This is a genomic window from Enterobacter sp. RHBSTW-00975 (assembly GCF_013615235.1).
In the GTDB taxonomy this organism is placed as follows: Bacteria; Pseudomonadota; Gammaproteobacteria; order Enterobacterales; family Enterobacteriaceae; genus Enterobacter; species Enterobacter ludwigii.
On record NZ_CP055883.1, the window covers coordinates 3,818,236 to 3,834,479 of the forward strand.

Here is a 16,244-nt window from a genome sequence, read left to right on the forward strand (position 1 = left end):
CACAACCTCTGTGTTAAATGACATGACGATAGTAGTGGATTGTTATTAGCAATTATCTTAATTGTTTAAAAATAGTGAGTTTAATCACAAGGATTAGCGCGCATCCTGCAGATACTGCCGCAGCCAGCTTCCGGCAACGCCGGGCGGGGATCGTTTATTCCAGAGCAGATCGATACCGATCGCCCGTGGCCAGCCGGGGACATTCAGCTGCACCAGCGATTTCGCGGCGGCAAATTCATCCACCAGCGCGCACGGCAGCACGCACCAGCCAAACCCCTGAACCGCCATACTCAGCAGTAACAGGTAGTTGGGTGCCGACCAGACGGGTCCGCGTGCGAGCGTTGCCTCCCGCTCCAGATAGGTGCTGAGCCGCAATTCCCGCCAGCCGTGCAGCTCATCGGCCTGGATTTCTTGCTGCCCGGCCAGAGGATGGTTGGTCGCGACATAGATTGCCATCCGGGTCTGTATCGGCAACCGGGTAAACCCAATATCGGTCGGATAACTGTCACGCGCTTCCGTGAGACCAACCTGCGCACGCGACTTCTGCAGCAGATCGATAACGTCCTCTTCCTCGCCAATCAGGCATTCAAATTCGGTATGGGGAAAGCGCTGGTCGAACTGGTTCATCAGGTCTTCCAGCACGTCCGGGTTGAGGGTATCGGAAAGAACAAACGTCAGGCGCGCCTCCGTTTGTGCCGTTAACGACACCGCCAGCTCGTCAAGCCGCGTGCTGGCCGCGAGGATCGCCTGCACATAACCCAGCACCTGTTCGCCCTGGGCGGTTAACACCGGCTGACGGGCCGAACGGTCAAACAGATCGAAGCCCAGATCGGCTTCAAGATTGGCGATGGATGTGCTCACGGTCGACTGGCTTTTACGTAACCGACGCGCGGCGGCAGAAAAAGAGCCAGCCGCGACGGTCTCAACGAATGCGGTAAGGGCTTCAGGTGAATAACGCATGCACTATCTACTTTATCGATGGATACCATCTTTAATATATCACCTTTAGCGATAACAATAAGCCGCATCAACGCCAAAATGCGTATTCACGAGGTCTAAAACTATGCAACATCAGGATGCACTCCAACGTAAACTGCCGGAGCGGATCTTTCATGCCGTCTGTTTCGAAGGGATTGCCACGGCGATCCTCGCCCCGACGGCGGCGTGGCTTATGCAACGTTCCGTGGTGGAGATGGGTGGATTGACCATTATCCTGGCAACCACGGCCATGCTCTGGAACATTATCTATAACGTCGGCTTCGACCGTTTCTGGCCGGTTCACCGCATCACACGCACGGCAAAAATCCGCGCACTGCATGCGCTGGGATTCGAATGCGGGTTTATTGTGATCGGCGTGTCGATAGTCGCCGCGGTGCTGGGCGTCACGCTGCTGCAGGCATTCACACTGGAAATTGGTTTCTTCCTGTTCTTCCTGCCGTACACCATGTTCTATAACTGGGCTTACGATACGCTGCGCGAGAAATTCCTTAAACGTCGCCAGCAGCGACGCGCCCTCGCAGGCTAATTCCCTCTGGCCGGACGCCCGTTCCGGCCAAACTCCTTCGAAGCAACTGCGCTCTCAACCCATAATTATGGTAAATTGCGCTCCATTCTGTTGGTTTGATAGTTGATACGTTGCTCTAATGTCGAAAATTTGGTCAAAAGATGAGACTCTCTGGAGTTTCGCTCTCTATGGCACGGCCGTGGGCGCAGGAACGCTGTTCTTGCCCATTCAGCTGGGCTCCGCAGGCGCTATCGTCCTGTTTATCACTGCCCTTGTGGCCTACCCATTAACCTACTGGCCGCACCGCGCGCTGGCACAATTCATCCTGTCGTCGAAAACAAAAGGCAATGAAGGGATCACCGGCGCCGTCTCCCATTATTACGGCAGGAAGATAGGCAACCTGATCACCACGCTCTATTTCATCGCCTTCTTCGTGGTGGTGCAGATTTATGCAGTGGCCATCACCAACTCGTTAACTGAGCAGCTGGCAAAACACATGACAGTGGATACCGCCGTTTGCGTGCTGGTCAGTTTTGGCGTGGTGCTGGTGTTAAATCTGATTTTCCTGATGGGACGGCATATCACCATAAAAGTGATGGGCTTCCTGGTGTTTCCGCTGATCGCCTACTTTCTGTTTGTCTCGCTCTATCTGACCGGAAGCTGGCAACCCGCGCTGCTCACAAGCCAGATGGCATTTGACCGCCATACGCTGCATCAGGTCTGGATTTCGATCCCGGTGATGGTATTCGCTTTCAGCCATACGCCGATTATCTCGACGTTTGCCGTTGACCGCCGTGAGAAGTTTGGCGACGCCGCCATGGACAAGTGCAAGAAAATCATGAAGGTGGCGTACCTGATTATCTGCCTGAGCGTGCTGTTCTTCGTGTTCAGCTGCCTGCTCTCTATTCCACCGTCCTATATCGTTTCGGCAAAACAGGAAGGGGTAACCATTCTGTCGGCGCTGTCGATGATGCCCTCTTCTCCGGCATGGCTGGGGATTTCCGGGATTATTGTGGCGATTATCGCCATGTCGAAATCGTTCCTCGGCACCTATTTTGGGGTGATCGAAGGGGCGACGGAGATTGTGAAGTCATCGCTGAACCAGGTGGGCGTGAAAAAGAGCCGCGCCTTTAACCGCGCGATCTCCATCATGGGGGTGTCGTTAATCACCTTTGCGGTGTGCTGCATTAATCCGAATGCCATTTCGATGATTTATGCCATCAGCGGTCCGCTTATCGCCATGATCCTGTTTATCATGCCGACGCTGTCGACGTACCTGATCCCGTCCCTGAAACCGTACCGATCTGTCGGCAACCTGCTGACGCTGATCGTTGGCGTACTGTGCGTGTCAGTGATGTTTGTAGGCTAAACGCCCCTGCGCCCGGCGTTCTGCCGGGCGCGTTATTCGTCACGCCCTGAGAGGTCGAGCGGAAACGGCCTGTCCTGCACGACCGTTTTCATGACCAGCGTTGAGCGAAGATGCTGAACGCCGGGCATCGCAGAGAGCTTCTCATCATAGAGTTTCTGAAAAGCCGGCAGATCGCGGGTCACGACGTGCATCAGATAATCAGGATCGCCAAATAAACGCTGCGCCAGCACAATTTGCGGGATCTCTTCCACCGCCTCCTCAAAGGCGCTCACCGCTTTTCTGTCGCCCTCTTTTAGCGTCGCAAACACGATCGCCAGAAAGTTAAACCCCATTTTGGCGGGATCGAGACTGGCCCGGTATCCCGTAATGGCCCCGCTCTGCTCCAGTGCCCGCACGCGCCGGTGACACGGCGAGAGGCTCAGGTTCACCCGTTCAGCCAGCTCCGTAAGAGATAAACGGCCATCAGCCTGCAACTGCGCAAGAATTTTTCGATCAATGCTGTCCATGTGGAAGATTTTGTCAATTTCACCGTCTTTTGAGCATAACATTGAAAACTCATTTCGTCCGGATACCGATATGCTTTCTCTCTGTTGACGGGTGAAATTCTGGAGTTTTACAGACGATGGAAATGAGTATTGTGGCTGGGTTTTGGGTGGTGTCTTTCCTGCTCATCATGACGCCGGGCGCCGACTGGGCTTACGCCATTAGCGCCGGCATCCACGGGCGGCGCGTGGTACCCGCAGTGATGGGCCTCATGTCCGGGCATCTGCTGGCGACACTGATTGTGGTCGCGGGCGTGGGCGTCATGATGGCGCAACATCCGCTGGCATTATCCGGGCTGACGATAGCGGGCGCACTTTACTTGCTGTGGCTTGGTATCTCACTGTTACGCGCTCCTGGCGCACCGGAAAGCGCCACAACCTCGGCGGCAAACTGGAAACAGTGGGCGGTGAAGGGATTATGTATCAGCGGCCTTAACCCGAAAGTTTTTTTGCTGTTCCTGGCCCTGCTTCCACAATTTACTGACCCGAAGGGAAGCTGGTCGGTTGCGATGCAGATGTCCGCGCTGGGCTTGCTACACCTCATCACCTGTACGCTGGTCTATCTGCTGGTGGGATACGGTTCAAAAGCCATCCTGGCCACCCGCCCGCAGGCCGCGCGTCTGGTGAGCAGAGCATCAGGGGGAATGATGGTAGTGATTGCAGTGGTGCTGCTGTTTGAACAGATCAGATAAAAAAACACCGGCCATTGCCGGTGTGTTTCTACGCCCGAATATCGTCATATTCCCGCGTATTATCAAACTCATGTTTGGCAAACGGGCATAGCGGGATAATTTTTCGATTTTCACCGCGCATCTTCGCGACCACTTTTGCCACCAGCTGTTTACCCACACCTTGCCCTTTCAGGCTCGGATCCACATCGGTGTGCTCGATAATGCTCAGATGTTCACCGGTCGGTACGAAGACAATCTCTGCAACCTGGTTACCGTCAGCATCGTTGACGTAAAACTTGTTATGGCCTTCCAGAATATCCATGGTTCCTCGCTTATTTTTGGCGATACTTCAGCGCACCGCTCGGGCAGGTATCAATCACATGTACAACCGTTTCGACGTCCACTTCATCCGGTATAATCCACGGTTTACGTTTCAGGTTGAAGAGCTTAGCGCTCCCGCGCACGCAATTTCCTGAGTGTTTGCAGATCGCGGTGTTGAAGTAAACGTCAATTTTCTCTCCGGTATAGGCCCGGTAGCCTGCATCCAGTAGCGCTTTATCCACGACATTGCCTCTGTAATTATTCGGGTGCTGAATGAAGCATAGCCTTACGCGATCCTGATAGCTATAACCCCCAAAACGAAAAGCCAGGTCACAACTCTGTTTTCGCCAGATTGCATCCCCCATTTCCTCATGTCAGTCTGCGCAGACCGCTCTAATCAGACTCCCCGCGTCAGGTCGTATGAAACGCAGACTCTCTTTTCAGGTAAAACTTTTTTTAGCGCTGGTGTGCTTCTCCTGCCTGCTGTTAGTTCTGCTGGGAACCATCCTGTTTCATTTTATTGACCGGCAATTGCATCACGATCTCGGCCAGCGCGCCCGGGTTCAGGCCAGCGAAATCGCGTTGATGCCGGGTCTGGCGGAAAACGTCGCGTCCAGAAATATCCCCGCCATCGCCCGTTTAATTCAGCCTATACGGGCCGAAAGTGATGCCAGTTATATTGTCATTGGCGATACCCGGGAACAGCATCTCTATCATTCAGAATCACCGGAACGCATCAATTTACCGATGATCGGCGGGGATAATGCGGAGGTATTACAAGGCAAAACAATTATTTCGGTGCGTAAGGGTGGGATTGGGGTTTCACTGCGCAGCAAAGCGCCCATCTTTAATGCGCAGCATCAGGTGATTGGGATTGTCTCGGTCGGTTATTTGACGTCGTACATTGCGAATATCAATGCGCGTATTCTCTGGCAGTCCGGGTTATACGGTATGGGTCTGTTGCTGTTACTGTTTATTTTTTCCTGGTTGTTTACCCGCAATCTTAAAAAGCAGATGTTCCGCCTTGAGCCAAAAGATATTGCGCAACTGGTCTTACAACAACGCGCGCTGCTGGAAGCAATGTATGAAGGGGTATTTGCCGTCAATGAAGAAAAGCAGCTGATTTTAATTAACCGTGCCGCCAGAGAGATGCTGGATATTCATCAAAGTGAGAAAGCGCTTATCGGCAAACCGCTGGAAGACGTTCTGCAAACGTCCCCCGGTTTTTTATCTCAGCGCTACGCCTCGGTTAGCCGCGGCAGCCACGACCAGATTGCGGTGCTTAACCAGCGCGAGGTGATTGTGAACCGCGTGGCGATTGAGGTTGAACCTGGTGTTGAAAGCGGTTGGGTTTACAGCTTTCGCGACAAGAATGACATCAACACTCTCAGCAGCCAGCTAAGCCAGATTAAACGCTATGCGGATAACCTGCGCATTATGCGTCATGAACAACTGAACTGGACCGCCACGCTGGTGGGGTTGCTGCAGATGAAACACTATGACGAGGCGATCCGTTACATCCAGGCACAGTCAGAAGGGGCGCAGCGCGTGCTGGACTTCGTCTCAGCCCATTTTGTCTCGCCGGCCCTGTGCGGATTGCTGTTAGGGAAATATGTCAGCGCCCGGGAAAAGGGCGTTGAACTGCAGTTTGATCCCGCCTGCCAGCTCACCCGCATGCCTGCCAGCATCACGGAAACGGAGCTGGTGTCGGTGATTGGCAACCTGCTGGATAACGCCGTTGACGCCACCCTGAAAGCCCCGGTTCCCGCACCTGTAGAGCTCTACATTTCCGATCGCAACCAGGAGTTGCTGATAGAGGTGGCCGATCGGGGTTGCGGGGTGGATGAGGCGATGAAACCGCATCTCTTTCGCCAGGGATTCAGCAGTAAGCCGGAAAGCGAGAACGACATTGTGGGCACAGAGCACGGTATTGGCCTGTTTCTGGTGGCAGGCTATATCAACAAGGCGGGCGGCAGCATTGAGATAACGGATAATGCTCCTCAAGGCACGATATTCTCTGTGTTTATTCCCAATCCACTCCCCGTTCGACAGGGCTAACGCATGACCACGACCCGAGCACTTGATGTTGTGATTGTTGAGGATGAGCCGCACCTGGCGGAACTGCATCGCGAGTATATCGAGCAAAATTTCCATTTGCGCGTGGTGGGCATTGCCGCGTCGATTGAGCAGGCGTGTAACCTGATACGCCAGCATCAGCCGAGGCTGATACTGCTGGACAATTATCTCCCGGACGGTAAAGGCGTGGCGTTAATCGATAACCCGCTCCTGAAAAGCTATGAATGCTCGGTGATCTTTATCACCGCAGCCAGCGATATGCAGACCTGTAGCCATGCCATGCGCAGCGGCGCGTTTGACTACCTGATTAAGCCCGTTTTTTTCCAGCGTCTGCACGCCTCGCTGGAGCGTTTTATGCGTTTCATCCACACCGTGCAGCAGGTGAAGGTTGTCGACCAGCATGCGCTGGATCGCCTGTTTAACCTCCCCGCCGCGGAGACCTCGCAGACCCCGTCCACAAAGGGTATTGAGCCTCACACCCTGGACCGTATTAAGCGTTTATTTGCGGAACACCCCGAAAAAACAATGTCGGTGGAAGAGGTGGTGGAATACGTCGGGATCAGCAAAACCACGGGCCGCCGTTATCTGGAATACTGCGTGGACAGTGGGTTAATCAGCATCGAAATGCTGTATGGCAATATCGGTCATCCCAGAAGGCTTTACCGCAAAGCGGCAGAGAAAACGTAATCCGCAACCGTTCGTTTGCTAAGCGTCGCGGATTTTATGGTGTTAATTGCTGAAACGACGCCGACAATCACACTTCGGAACCGCAACCCGCGCCCCCCTATTGTCGGCGCGGAGCCATGCGCTATGTTGACAATTAGTTCCTCAAATGTAACTAAAAGGTTAACTATAATGTCGAACATTTTCCGAATTTCTCTGATTACCGCTACCGTACTGTGTTCTGCTTCCGCACTGTCTGCTTTGCCGCAGGGCTACCCTGCTGACTATCAAAAAATGGTCGATGCCGCGACCAAAGAGGGCAAAGTGGTGATCTACTCCACCACCGACACCAAAGCTGCCGGGCCGCTGATTGAGGGCTTCGAAAAAACCTATCCGGGCATCAAAGTTGAATATAACGACATGAACAGCACCGAGCTGTACAACCGTTTTATCAGCGAACAGGCCTCGGGTGGCGGTAGCGGCGATGTGGTCTGGAGCTCCTCCATGGACACCGGGCTAAAGCTCGCTACCGACTACGCCATGGAGTACAAATCACCGGAGCAAAGCCAGCTGCCGAAATGGGCGGTCTGGAAAGATAAAGCCTACGGCACCACCTATGAGCCCGTCGTGTTTATCTACAACAAACGGCTGATCCCGGCGGGCGACGTGCCTGATTCCCATGCGGCGCTGGCTAAGCTTATTGCCAGCCAGACGGATAAATTCAAGAGCAAAGTCACCACCTACGACATCGAAAAATCGGGTCTGGGCTTTATGCTCTCGGTGCAGGATCACAAGGCCGATCCTAACTACTTCAAAACCCTGGCCGATATCGCCAAAGGGGGCTTAGCCGTTCAGTCTTCAACCGGCACCATGATGGAGAGGGTGTCATCAGGGGAAAACCTGATCGGTTTTAATATCCTCGGATCCTACGCGGAAGCGCGTGCGAAGAACGATCCGTCGCTGGGGATCGCCTATCCAAAAGATTACACCCTGGTGTTATCACGCGTGTCGTTCATCAGCCAGCAGGCGCAAAACAGCAATGCCGCGAAACTGTGGCTGGACTACGTCCTGTCTGAAAAAGGACAAAGTATTCTGGCAAGCCAGGCGGATATCCCGTCCATTCGTAACGATATCGACGGCAAAAATGATATCGACGGCCTGACGAAAGTGCTCGGCAATGCGCTGAAACCTATTCCGGTTGATGAAAGCCTGCTGGAGTATCTGCAGCCGAAAAAACGCCTGGAGTACATCAAACAGTGGCGTACCGCCGCCGCCAAATAAGCGTCTGAGCGCGACGCGGGCCGTCGCGCTCCTGTTACCTGAGTTCGTTTTGCTGGGCTGCAACACCAGGGATACCCCATGAATACATTACGCAGAAAGTGGCAAAGCCTGCCGCGCGGTATTGTCGTGTTGATAACCGCCTTGGTTATCTACACGCCGCTGTCGTTTATCGTGATACAGAGCTTCTTGTCCGCACCGTTCTTTTCACCGGCAAAAGAGTGGAGCCTTGAATCATTTGGTTTTATCTTCACCGACCCTGATTTCTATAAGGCGCTGAAAAGCGGTTTTATTCTCGCTTTCGGGCTGGTCATCATCGCCATTCCGTTAGGGGGCGTGCTGGCCTTTCTGATGGTGCGTACCGACCTGCCCGGCCGCCGTCTGATTGAACCGCTGATCCTCGTGCCGGTTTTCGTGTCGCCAATGGTGCTGGGATTCGGCTACGTGGTGGCCGCCGGTCCGGTGGGCTTTTTATCCCTCTGGGCGCAGGCGATGATTGGTTTCGTACCGTGGAATATCTACGACATGTCGAGCATCGTGGTCATTGCTGGCCTGACGCATGTTCCGCATGCCTATCTCTATATTTCGTCCGCGCTGCGAAGCGTCGGTTCCGATGTGGAAGAGGCCGCACGTACCGCGGGTGCGTCGCCGTTACAGGTGATGACCTCGGTCAGCCTGCCGATGGTGCGACCGTCCATTTTGTACGCCATCGTTCTGCTGTTCTTCCTCGGTCTTGAAGTGTTTGGTCTGATGCTGGTCCTCGGCGATCCGGAAGGCAACATGGTGCTGGCAACCTACCTGTACCAGCTGACCAACAAGCTTGGTACCCCTTCCTACCACCTGATGGCGGCGGTTGCGGTGGTGCTTATCTGTATCACCATTCCGCTGGTCATGCTGCAGCGTCGCCTGATGCGCACCGCCAACCGTTTCGTGACCATGAAAGGCAAAGCGTCTCAGGCCCGGGCCTTACCTCTGGGTAAATGGCGCTGGGTGGCGGGCGCGGTGGTCGCCTTCTGGCTTACCGTCACGATCGGCGTTCCCCTGCTCGGCGTGGTATTGCGCGCGTTTATCTCAAACTGGGGCGTGGGCGTTTCGCTGTGGGACGAGCTTTCCCTCAGTACTTTTCGCACGATATGGGCGCAGCCGAACCTGCTGCGCGCCATCGTCAACTCCATGTCCATTGGGGTCATTGGCGGCGCGCTGGCCGTGGCGTGCTACCTGTTTGTCGGTATCGCCATGCACCGCAAACCGGACAATACCACGCGTTTCCTGGATTACAGCGTCCTGGTGCCGCGCGCCGTGCCTGGCCTGCTCGCGGGTCTGGCCTTTCTCTGGGTGTTCCTGTTCCTGCCAATGTGGCTGGATAACTCGCTGAAATCGGGCTGGCTTTCCGGGTTCGCCTGGAGCGACTGGATGCGCGAAAACCTGATTGTCTGGCTACGTTCACTGCGCAGCACCATTTTCAGCGTCTGGCTGGCCTATACGGTGGTCTGGATGGCGTACGGGCTGAGACTCATCTCGTCCACCCTGCTGCAGGTCGCGCCGGAGCTTGAAGAGGCCGCCCGCAGTACGGGGGCTACGCGTGGCCAGATCACCCGCCATGTCACGATCCCGCTCTCCCGCTACGGCCTTATCGGTTCGTGGCTGCTGATGTTTCTGATTTTTGAACGCGAATATTCAACGGGTGTGTACCTGCTTTCACCCGGCACGGAAACCATCGGCTCGATGCTGGTATCCCTCTGGGCCGCGGGAGCCATTGATATTGTGGCGGCGCTCTCTTTTATTAACATCCTGCTGGTGGTGGTAGGTCTGGGCATTGCCCTTCGTTTCGGAGTCAAAATACATGATTGAATTAGCGGTTAACGATCTGCACCTGACCTACGGTGACAATCCTGTTTTAAAAGGGGTCTCCATGAACCTCAACCGCGGCGAAGTGGTCTCCCTGCTGGGGCCATCCGGCAGCGGGAAAACCACCCTGCTGCGTGCGGTGGCGGGCCTGGAAAAACCGACTCAGGGCTCGATTATCATTGGCAAAAACAAAGTCTATGACGGCACGCCGCGCAGTGAGATCCCGGCGGAAGAGCGTAACCTGGGCCTGGTGTTTCAGTCGTATGCGCTGTGGCCACACAAAACCGTTTTTGAAAACGTGGCCTATCCGCTCAAGCTGCGCAAGGTTCCTGCCAAAGAGATCCAGCAGCGCGTACAGGACGTGCTGGACCAGCTCGGGCTGGGCCATCTGGGCAAACGCCACCCGCACCAGCTCTCCGGTGGACAACAGCAGCGCGTGGCAATTGGCCGGGCGCTGGTCTACAACCCGCCGGTCATTTTACTGGATGAACCGCTCTCTAACCTCGACGCTAAGCTGCGTGAAGAGGCTCGCGTATTCCTGCGTGAACTGATTATCAAGCTGGGCTTATCCGCGCTGATGGTAACACACGACCAGAATGAGGCGATGTCGATTTCCGACCGTATCCTGCTGCTTAACAACGGTAAAATCGAGCAACAGGGCACACCGCAGGAGATGTACGGCTCGCCGAAAACGCTGTTTACCGCTGAGTTTATGGGTAGCAATAATCGCCTGCACGGCAAAGTAACGGAAGTACGTGACGGTAAAGCGCGTATCGAAGGCAAAGGCTGGGTGCTGTGGGGTCAGGCCGGTGAAGGGGTACGAAGCGGTGAAGACGCCACCGCGGTGATCCGCGTCGAGCGCGTGGCGGTGGTCGAGGGGCCGGGTGAAAACCAGCTGGCGCTCCCGTTACTGACCAGCATGTATCTCGGTGACCGCTGGGAATACCTGTTCCGCACGCCGGGGGATGATTTTGTCATTCGCGCCTATGGTCACGAGGCCCGGGACCCGCTGCACTGCCACCTTTCGCTGCCTGAAAAGCACGTGTGGATCTTCCCGAAAAACTAAATGTAAAAAGGCTGCGATAAGCAGCCTTTTTTATGCCCGACATACTGCCTGCACTCGGCAGTGAAAGCCTTACGTCATCAGCTTACCAGGCAAGACTGCCCGCGCTGAGTCAACGTCCATAAGGTTGTGACCGCCGGGATGAACGCGGACTGACCGGCGTTCAGCGTCATGTTGGCACCCTCGGCGTGGCTGAGCGTGGCACTCCCCTTCAGCACCAGCAGAATTTGCGCACGGTCTGTCCGGATGTTTTGCTGCTCGCAATGTTCAATGACGCTAAAGCGAAAATCCGTTACCGGGATCGGGTATTGCTGCATCCCCTCTTCCCGCTGCGGATGCATCCTGAGGCGGTCGGCTGGGGTTTCGTCAAACACCGTACAGCGCACCAATTCTGCCACATTGATGTTCTTGGGGGTTAAGCCCGCACGCAGCACGTTGTCAGAACTGGCCATGACCTCTACCGCCGTACCGTTCACATAGGCATGTAGCGTACCGGCGCGCAGGAACATCGCCTCACCCGGCGCAAGCGTAATGCAGTGCAGATACAGCGGGGCCAGAGCCCCGATGTCCCCCGGGTAATCTCGCAGTAGCCGTTCGATAAAGGGCGCTACCGGAGCAAACACCCCGCATGCAAGTCGCGCTTCCAGACACGTCAGCACGCCCTCTTTTTCCGCCGGCTCAAGCGCCATCAGACGCGTAAAAAAGGCCTTAAGCCCTTCAGCATGCAGGTTGTTGCGAAACAGCGACAGCGCGGACGTCAGGGCCGGGGCATCCAGGCGCAAAAAGTGATTAGCAATCTCCTGATACGGCCGGAAGCCGTTCATGGCCATAAAAGGCGTCAGGGCAAAAACCAGCTCAGGCTTATGGTTCGCATCGGTGTAATCCTCTCCGGGCAGGTTGCCCTGACGGGCGAACCCGTCTTCTGCCTGGCGCTTATTGGGATGTACCTGCAGCGACAGTGCGCACTCCGCTGACAGCAACTTCAGCAGGTAAGGCAACTGCCCCGCAGTTTCTCCCGCGCACGCGCCTAACATCTCTGCCGGCCTCTGTGAAATAAGGTCCTGTAAAGAGCGTAACCCTGTATCGGTTTCAATCTCCGAGCAGCCTGCGGGGTGGCTTCCCATCCAGACCTCGGCCTGGGGTTGATCGTCAGGGTTGAGCAGGCCAAAAAGATGATTAAGCGCTACGCGACTGCCCCAGGCGTAATTTTTGATGCCGTTACGCATCCGGTAAAAAGGCTGACTCATTGCGTATCCTTTTCACATTCGCCAGGGGTGAAGCCATTTTCAGCCGCCAGCTGCGCAAACCACAATGCGTTACGTTTGATTTGTCGCTCCCCGGTGGCTAAATCCAGACGCCAGAAGCCATATCGCCGCTTGAAGCTGTTGATCCAGGACCAGTTATCAATGAAGGTCCACTGATGAACACCAAAACAGTTGGCGCCGTCAGCGATACCACGATGCAGCTGAGCCAGATGTTCCTCCATCAGAGCGATACGGAAGGTGTCATCTATCACGCCATCGGCCTGCACCGGCCCTTCGGACTGCAGATCCATCGCGATGCCAATTTCCGCCAGATACCATTTGATGTTGCCGTAGTTATCGCGAATATTGCAGGCAATGTCATAGATAGCTTCCGGGTGGATCTCGTTATTGTCGCGATAAGGGTTAAACCGTCCCTGAGGATCGACGTAATTTTCGAAATAGACTTCCGGCGTGAAGTAATCGAGCGCGTAAACGCTTTCCCGCGCTTTCACCCTTCTCGGCACATAATAATTCACCCCCAGAAAATCAATTCTCGACTGCAGGATCGTCTCCACATCCTGCCGTGAAACCTCTGGTAAGCAGCCGTTTGCGGTTAAGATTTCGCACAGTTCTTTGGGGAATTCATGTTTAACCAGCGGGTCGAGGAAGCTGCGGTTAAACAGCAGGTCGGCATACCAGGCCGCTTTTTTATCGGCCTCGCTGTCGCTGCGGGTATAAGAAGGCGTGAGGTTGAGCACGACACCAATCTCACCCGGCAAGCCCATTTCACGGTAGACATTCACCGCCCTGGCGTGCGCCAGCATAATATTAAAGGCGACCTGAGCCGCCAGTTTGCCATCTTTTTTACACGGATAATGGAAGTCATATAAATAACCGCCTTCCACCGGCACGATCGGCTCATTAAAGGTTATCCAGTATTTCACCTTATGGCCAAACAGCTCGAACGCGGTGCGGGCGAAGCGGGCAAAAAGCTCGGTTACGTAGGATGACTCAAATCCGCCATATGCTTTTTGCAGCGCCTCGGGCATATCAAAATGGTAAAGATTGATGATGGGCTCGATGCCGTTGGCAATCATTTCATCGAAGTAATCGTTATAGAAGCGGACGGCGTCGCGGTTTGGCTGTCCGGTTTTGAAATCATCGATCAGACGCGACCACTGAATAGAGGTTCGAAACGAGTTAAACCCCGTTTGCTTCATCAGGGCTACGTCTTCTTTATATTTACTGTAGGTTTCACAAACGTGCTGCGGACCAATCTGCTGAAAAAAACGCTCCGGTTGTTCGGCAAACCAGCTGTCCCAGACAGAACGGTGCGGCTTATTGGCTATGCCTTCCGTCTGCGGACCTGATGCCGCTGCGCCCCAAAAAAAACCTTCCGGGAATTGATACCGGTTCATAACGCCTCCTGAATGAAAAAAAGGGCTGCCCCGAACAGGGCAGCCAAATAACTACTCTGCAGTGACTTCAATTGATTTGATGAACATATATCCCCAGTCGCCAGAGAACTTGCCAAAGCTAATGGTGTTGTCCCCTGCCCTGAGCGCGACCGGTACGATCATCGTCTGGCCTTTCTCATCCGTTTGCGGGAATTCAATGCTCACCGGCGTTCCGCCGTTCACAATGAACGAGTTTTTCTTACTCCCCCATTTGCCGTTAAATTTCACGTGCAGGGCAAACTTACCGTCCCAGGGGGCGTTAACCTGCCAGGTCACGCTGTCTCCGTCATTGGCAAAAGGACCAAGGAAACCGTCTTCACCAATCGCTAACGTATCTTTATCGCTCTTGGTGATGTTCAGTTTCCCCTTGCTGACGTCCAGCGTTCCGCCGCCAAAATGACAGTAGTCCGCCGGCACGGGTCCCGCCGCGGCCTTCACGCTAACGTTTACCGTCTTGCTGCTTTTCAGCAGTCCATCGTCAGCGGTAAAGGTCAACGCATAGTCACCGGGAGCCGAGAACCAGGCACGGGTTTCCGCTTTGGTGCTGTCACAAAAGTGGACGTTATCCTTGCCTTCGTGATGCCATGCCACGCTGACCTTCGGCTCCGGCAGATTGTCATCCTGCCAGGCCGCGGTGAGCTGAACGCCTTTATCCACGGTGGTAGAGAGCGCATCCTGCAGAGTGATGACCGGCGGCAGGTTTTTCTGCGTATGCTCAAGGCGAATCACGTTTGAAGGCGCAGACTGACCGCTTTCGTTCTTTGCGATCACCCGGTAGTAGTATGTCTGGCCCAGCGTCAGGCTGCGATAGTCATCACGGAAGAGATCCATTTTTGCCGGATCCCACTCATTTTTGCCGTCAGAGATATCCTGACCAACGCGGGTCCACGGGCCGTGTGGCTGAGTCGCTCTCTCCACATCGTAATAACGCCCGACGGGAGACCCCATCCAGTTAATGGCAAACGGTGAGTTGCTCTCGCGCAGCTTAGGCGCTTCCGGGACCGGCAGAGCCGGCGCCTTGCTCAGCCCCGCCATTTGCGCCGAGGCGGTTCGCACCAGATTGACGACCTCCATCTCCTGGTTTGCTTTGCCCTCGACCGGGAAGCCAGGCAGATGGTAGCTGTAGTGCCCGGTAAACTCTTTGTGCCAGTAAAAACCACCATCGTGGCGATGACCACGGAAGCCCCAGATAAAGCCCCCCGCCGCCTGCGCGCCATTGACCTCGGTATGCACAATGGCCTGCATGATAGTGTTAAGGTCTTTTTGATCGAGCAGACCAAATTCGCCAACCAGATAGACCTTTTTGCCGCCAATCGCCTCCAGATCGTTGCGAACCTGCTCGGGGTGGTTGTTCTCGGCATTGGTGTAATAGTGGTTACTGATGATGTCGACGTTCGGATCGTTGAGCGCGAAATCATTCACCTTTTTATAGGTACCATCGACGACAAGCTGATGGGGCGCCCACTTGCGGATCCAGGCCGACGTTTTCTGCAGGAAATCAGCGTTGGTGTTTTCCAGCTCATTACCCGTTTCCCAGGCCATGATCGCCTTTTCATCGTAGTAATGGCGTCCCGTAATGGTGTTGGTACGGGTAATCACCTGACGGATCACATCCTGATAAGCACGGTAGGTTTTACTGTCGGTTCGATAAAAATCTTCCGGCTTTTCATGATAAAACGCGGCCAGCTGTTCGCGTCCCCCCCACCACCACCAGTGGTCAATAAACGGCAGAATCAGGCGCAGCCCCTGCTTATCCGCCTCGGCAATCATGTTGTCATACACTTTCATGGCCGTTTCATTCAGCCGCGGCATGCCGTCCGGCGTTGCCGGTGCCAGAATATGTGTCTCACGTCCGCAGGCAGCATCATTTTCCTGCTGCACGGAAAGCACATATACGCGCTGTGCTTTAGCACCGGTTTGCACCAGCGCTTTGATCCAGTTCTCCTGCTCTTCAGCAGTCGGCCATCTAAAGTATTGCCCCCAGCCGCGCGGATCGGCCTTACAGGTTCCGCGCGCGTCATCTTCTATACGATGCAGCTCCGGGGCGTGGATCCCGGCGAAGCGAAAGACGCGATCGCCATCTTTTAACGCTGCGCCATCGCGAGTAATAAAGTGTTCAAAATGGGATTGCTCGGCCGCCAGAGCCCCCGCGCTTCCCAGCGCGGAGAGTAAGGAGACGAGAAGCAGTTTTCGAATCGGGAAAGCCAT

General features: G+C 54.9%; 15 protein-coding genes. 8 read left to right on the forward strand and 7 right to left on the reverse strand.

The genetic code is table 11. From position 1 onward, the window contains the following. Window positions 1–93: 93 nt before the first annotated feature. Complete coding sequence (locus tag HV340_RS18335; protein ID WP_014171479.1) at window positions 94–960, reverse strand: LysR family transcriptional regulator; 867 nt, start codon at window positions 958–960, stop codon at window positions 94–96. Window positions 961–1,063: 103 nt separating this feature from the next. Here HV340_RS18335 and HV340_RS18340 point away from each other — a divergent pair, with 103 nt between their 5' ends. Both HV340_RS18340 and HV340_RS18345 read left to right on the forward strand, forming a co-directional pair. Further along, on the forward strand, window positions 1,064–1,525 hold the full coding sequence (locus tag HV340_RS18340; RefSeq protein ID WP_014171480.1) for a multidrug/biocide efflux PACE transporter: 462 nt from the start codon (window positions 1,064–1,066) through the stop codon (window positions 1,523–1,525). A gap of 118 nt (window positions 1,526–1,643) precedes the next feature. Beyond that, a complete protein-coding gene (locus HV340_RS18345; RefSeq protein ID WP_181216160.1) occupies window positions 1,644–2,873 on the forward strand; it encodes an amino acid permease in 1,230 nt (409 codons plus the stop codon). Between the two features lie 32 nt (window positions 2,874–2,905). Here the strand turns inward: HV340_RS18345 and HV340_RS18350 are convergent, their stop codons facing one another. Then, the gene (locus HV340_RS18350) at window positions 2,906–3,379 is read right to left on the reverse strand and encodes an Lrp/AsnC family transcriptional regulator (RefSeq protein WP_025203324.1); all 474 of its coding nucleotides are present in this window, start codon (window positions 3,377–3,379) and stop codon (window positions 2,906–2,908) included. Window positions 3,380–3,495: 116 nt separating this feature from the next. On the opposite strand from HV340_RS18350, the gene HV340_RS18355 reads away from it, so the two are divergent. Beyond that, a complete protein-coding gene (locus HV340_RS18355) occupies window positions 3,496–4,107 on the forward strand; it encodes a LysE family translocator (protein ID WP_032680350.1) in 612 nt (203 codons plus the stop codon). A gap of 28 nt (window positions 4,108–4,135) precedes the next feature. Here the strand turns inward: HV340_RS18355 and HV340_RS18360 are convergent, their stop codons facing one another. Both HV340_RS18360 and yjdI read right to left on the reverse strand, forming a co-directional pair. Beyond that, on the reverse strand, window positions 4,136–4,408 hold the full coding sequence (locus HV340_RS18360; RefSeq protein WP_014171484.1) for a GNAT family N-acetyltransferase: 273 nt from the start codon (window positions 4,406–4,408) through the stop codon (window positions 4,136–4,138). Window positions 4,409–4,418: 10 nt separating this feature from the next. Next, window positions 4,419–4,649, reverse strand: coding sequence for a 4Fe-4S mono-cluster protein YjdI (yjdI, locus tag HV340_RS18365; protein ID WP_020883756.1), 231 nt, complete (start codon window positions 4,647–4,649; stop codon window positions 4,419–4,421). Between the two features lie 178 nt (window positions 4,650–4,827). Between yjdI and HV340_RS18370 the strand changes: the two genes are divergently transcribed. The 5 genes from HV340_RS18370 (at window position 4,828) to HV340_RS18390 (ending at window position 11,338) form a co-directional block, all read left to right on the forward strand. Continuing rightward, window positions 4,828–6,465, forward strand: a complete 1,638-nt coding sequence (locus HV340_RS18370) for a sensor histidine kinase (protein WP_020883755.1) — start codon at window positions 4,828–4,830, stop codon at window positions 6,463–6,465. A gap of 3 nt (window positions 6,466–6,468) precedes the next feature. After that, a complete protein-coding gene (locus HV340_RS18375) occupies window positions 6,469–7,170 on the forward strand; it encodes a response regulator (RefSeq protein WP_181216161.1) in 702 nt (233 codons plus the stop codon). Between the two features lie 168 nt (window positions 7,171–7,338). Further along, on the forward strand, window positions 7,339–8,427 hold the full coding sequence (locus HV340_RS18380) for an ABC transporter substrate-binding protein (RefSeq protein WP_020883753.1): 1,089 nt from the start codon (window positions 7,339–7,341) through the stop codon (window positions 8,425–8,427). A 78-nt stretch (window positions 8,428–8,505) separates the two neighbouring features. Continuing rightward, entirely contained in the window at window positions 8,506–10,275 is a 1,770-nt protein-coding gene (locus tag HV340_RS18385) for an iron ABC transporter permease (protein WP_181216162.1), read from the forward strand. After that, on the forward strand, window positions 10,268–11,338 hold the full coding sequence (locus HV340_RS18390; RefSeq protein WP_020883751.1) for an ABC transporter ATP-binding protein: 1,071 nt from the start codon (window positions 10,268–10,270) through the stop codon (window positions 11,336–11,338). The genes HV340_RS18385 and HV340_RS18390 overlap by 8 nt, the downstream gene beginning before the upstream one ends. A 77-nt stretch (window positions 11,339–11,415) precedes the next feature. Here the strand turns inward: HV340_RS18390 and manA are convergent, their stop codons facing one another. The 3 genes from manA to HV340_RS18405 are packed head-to-tail and all read right to left on the reverse strand — an operon-like array spanning window position 11,416 to window position 16,244. Then, window positions 11,416–12,582: a mannose-6-phosphate isomerase, class I gene (manA, locus tag HV340_RS18395; protein WP_181216163.1), complete on the reverse strand. Its 1,167-nt coding sequence runs from the start codon at window positions 12,580–12,582 to the stop codon at window positions 11,416–11,418. Further along, window positions 12,579–13,997, reverse strand: a complete 1,419-nt coding sequence (locus HV340_RS18400; protein ID WP_020883749.1) for a glycoside hydrolase family 1 protein — start codon at window positions 13,995–13,997, stop codon at window positions 12,579–12,581. Before HV340_RS18400 ends, manA begins: the two co-directional genes overlap by 4 nt. Window positions 13,998–14,048: 51 nt before the next feature. Further along, window positions 14,049–16,244, reverse strand: a complete 2,196-nt coding sequence (locus tag HV340_RS18405) for a CBM35 domain-containing protein (protein WP_181216164.1) — start codon at window positions 16,242–16,244, stop codon at window positions 14,049–14,051.

Coding starts and splice junctions, on each gene's coding strand:
- HV340_RS18335 (WP_014171479.1), bottom strand. CDS start 960: ATGCGTTATTCACCTGAAGCCCTTACCGCATTCGTTGAGACCGTCGCG.
- HV340_RS18340 (WP_014171480.1), top strand. CDS start 1,064: ATGCAACATCAGGATGCACTCCAACGTAAACTGCCGGAGCGGATCTTT.
- HV340_RS18345 (WP_181216160.1), top strand. CDS start 1,644: ATGTCGAAAATTTGGTCAAAAGATGAGACTCTCTGGAGTTTCGCTCTC.
- HV340_RS18350 (WP_025203324.1), bottom strand. CDS start 3,379: ATGGACAGCATTGATCGAAAAATTCTTGCGCAGTTGCAGGCTGATGGC.
- HV340_RS18355 (WP_032680350.1), top strand. CDS start 3,496: ATGGAAATGAGTATTGTGGCTGGGTTTTGGGTGGTGTCTTTCCTGCTC.
- HV340_RS18360 (WP_014171484.1), bottom strand. CDS start 4,408: ATGGATATTCTGGAAGGCCATAACAAGTTTTACGTCAACGATGCTGAC.
- HV340_RS18370 (WP_020883755.1), top strand. CDS start 4,828: ATGAAACGCAGACTCTCTTTTCAGGTAAAACTTTTTTTAGCGCTGGTG.
- HV340_RS18375 (WP_181216161.1), top strand. CDS start 6,469: ATGACCACGACCCGAGCACTTGATGTTGTGATTGTTGAGGATGAGCCG.
- HV340_RS18380 (WP_020883753.1), top strand. CDS start 7,339: ATGTCGAACATTTTCCGAATTTCTCTGATTACCGCTACCGTACTGTGT.
- HV340_RS18385 (WP_181216162.1), top strand. CDS start 8,506: ATGAATACATTACGCAGAAAGTGGCAAAGCCTGCCGCGCGGTATTGTC.
- HV340_RS18390 (WP_020883751.1), top strand. CDS start 10,268: ATGATTGAATTAGCGGTTAACGATCTGCACCTGACCTACGGTGACAAT.
- manA (WP_181216163.1), bottom strand. CDS start 12,582: ATGAGTCAGCCTTTTTACCGGATGCGTAACGGCATCAAAAATTACGCC.
- HV340_RS18400 (WP_020883749.1), bottom strand. CDS start 13,997: ATGAACCGGTATCAATTCCCGGAAGGTTTTTTTTGGGGCGCAGCGGCA.
- HV340_RS18405 (WP_181216164.1), bottom strand. CDS start 16,244: ATGGCTTTCCCGATTCGAAAACTGCTTCTCGTCTCCTTACTCTCCGCG.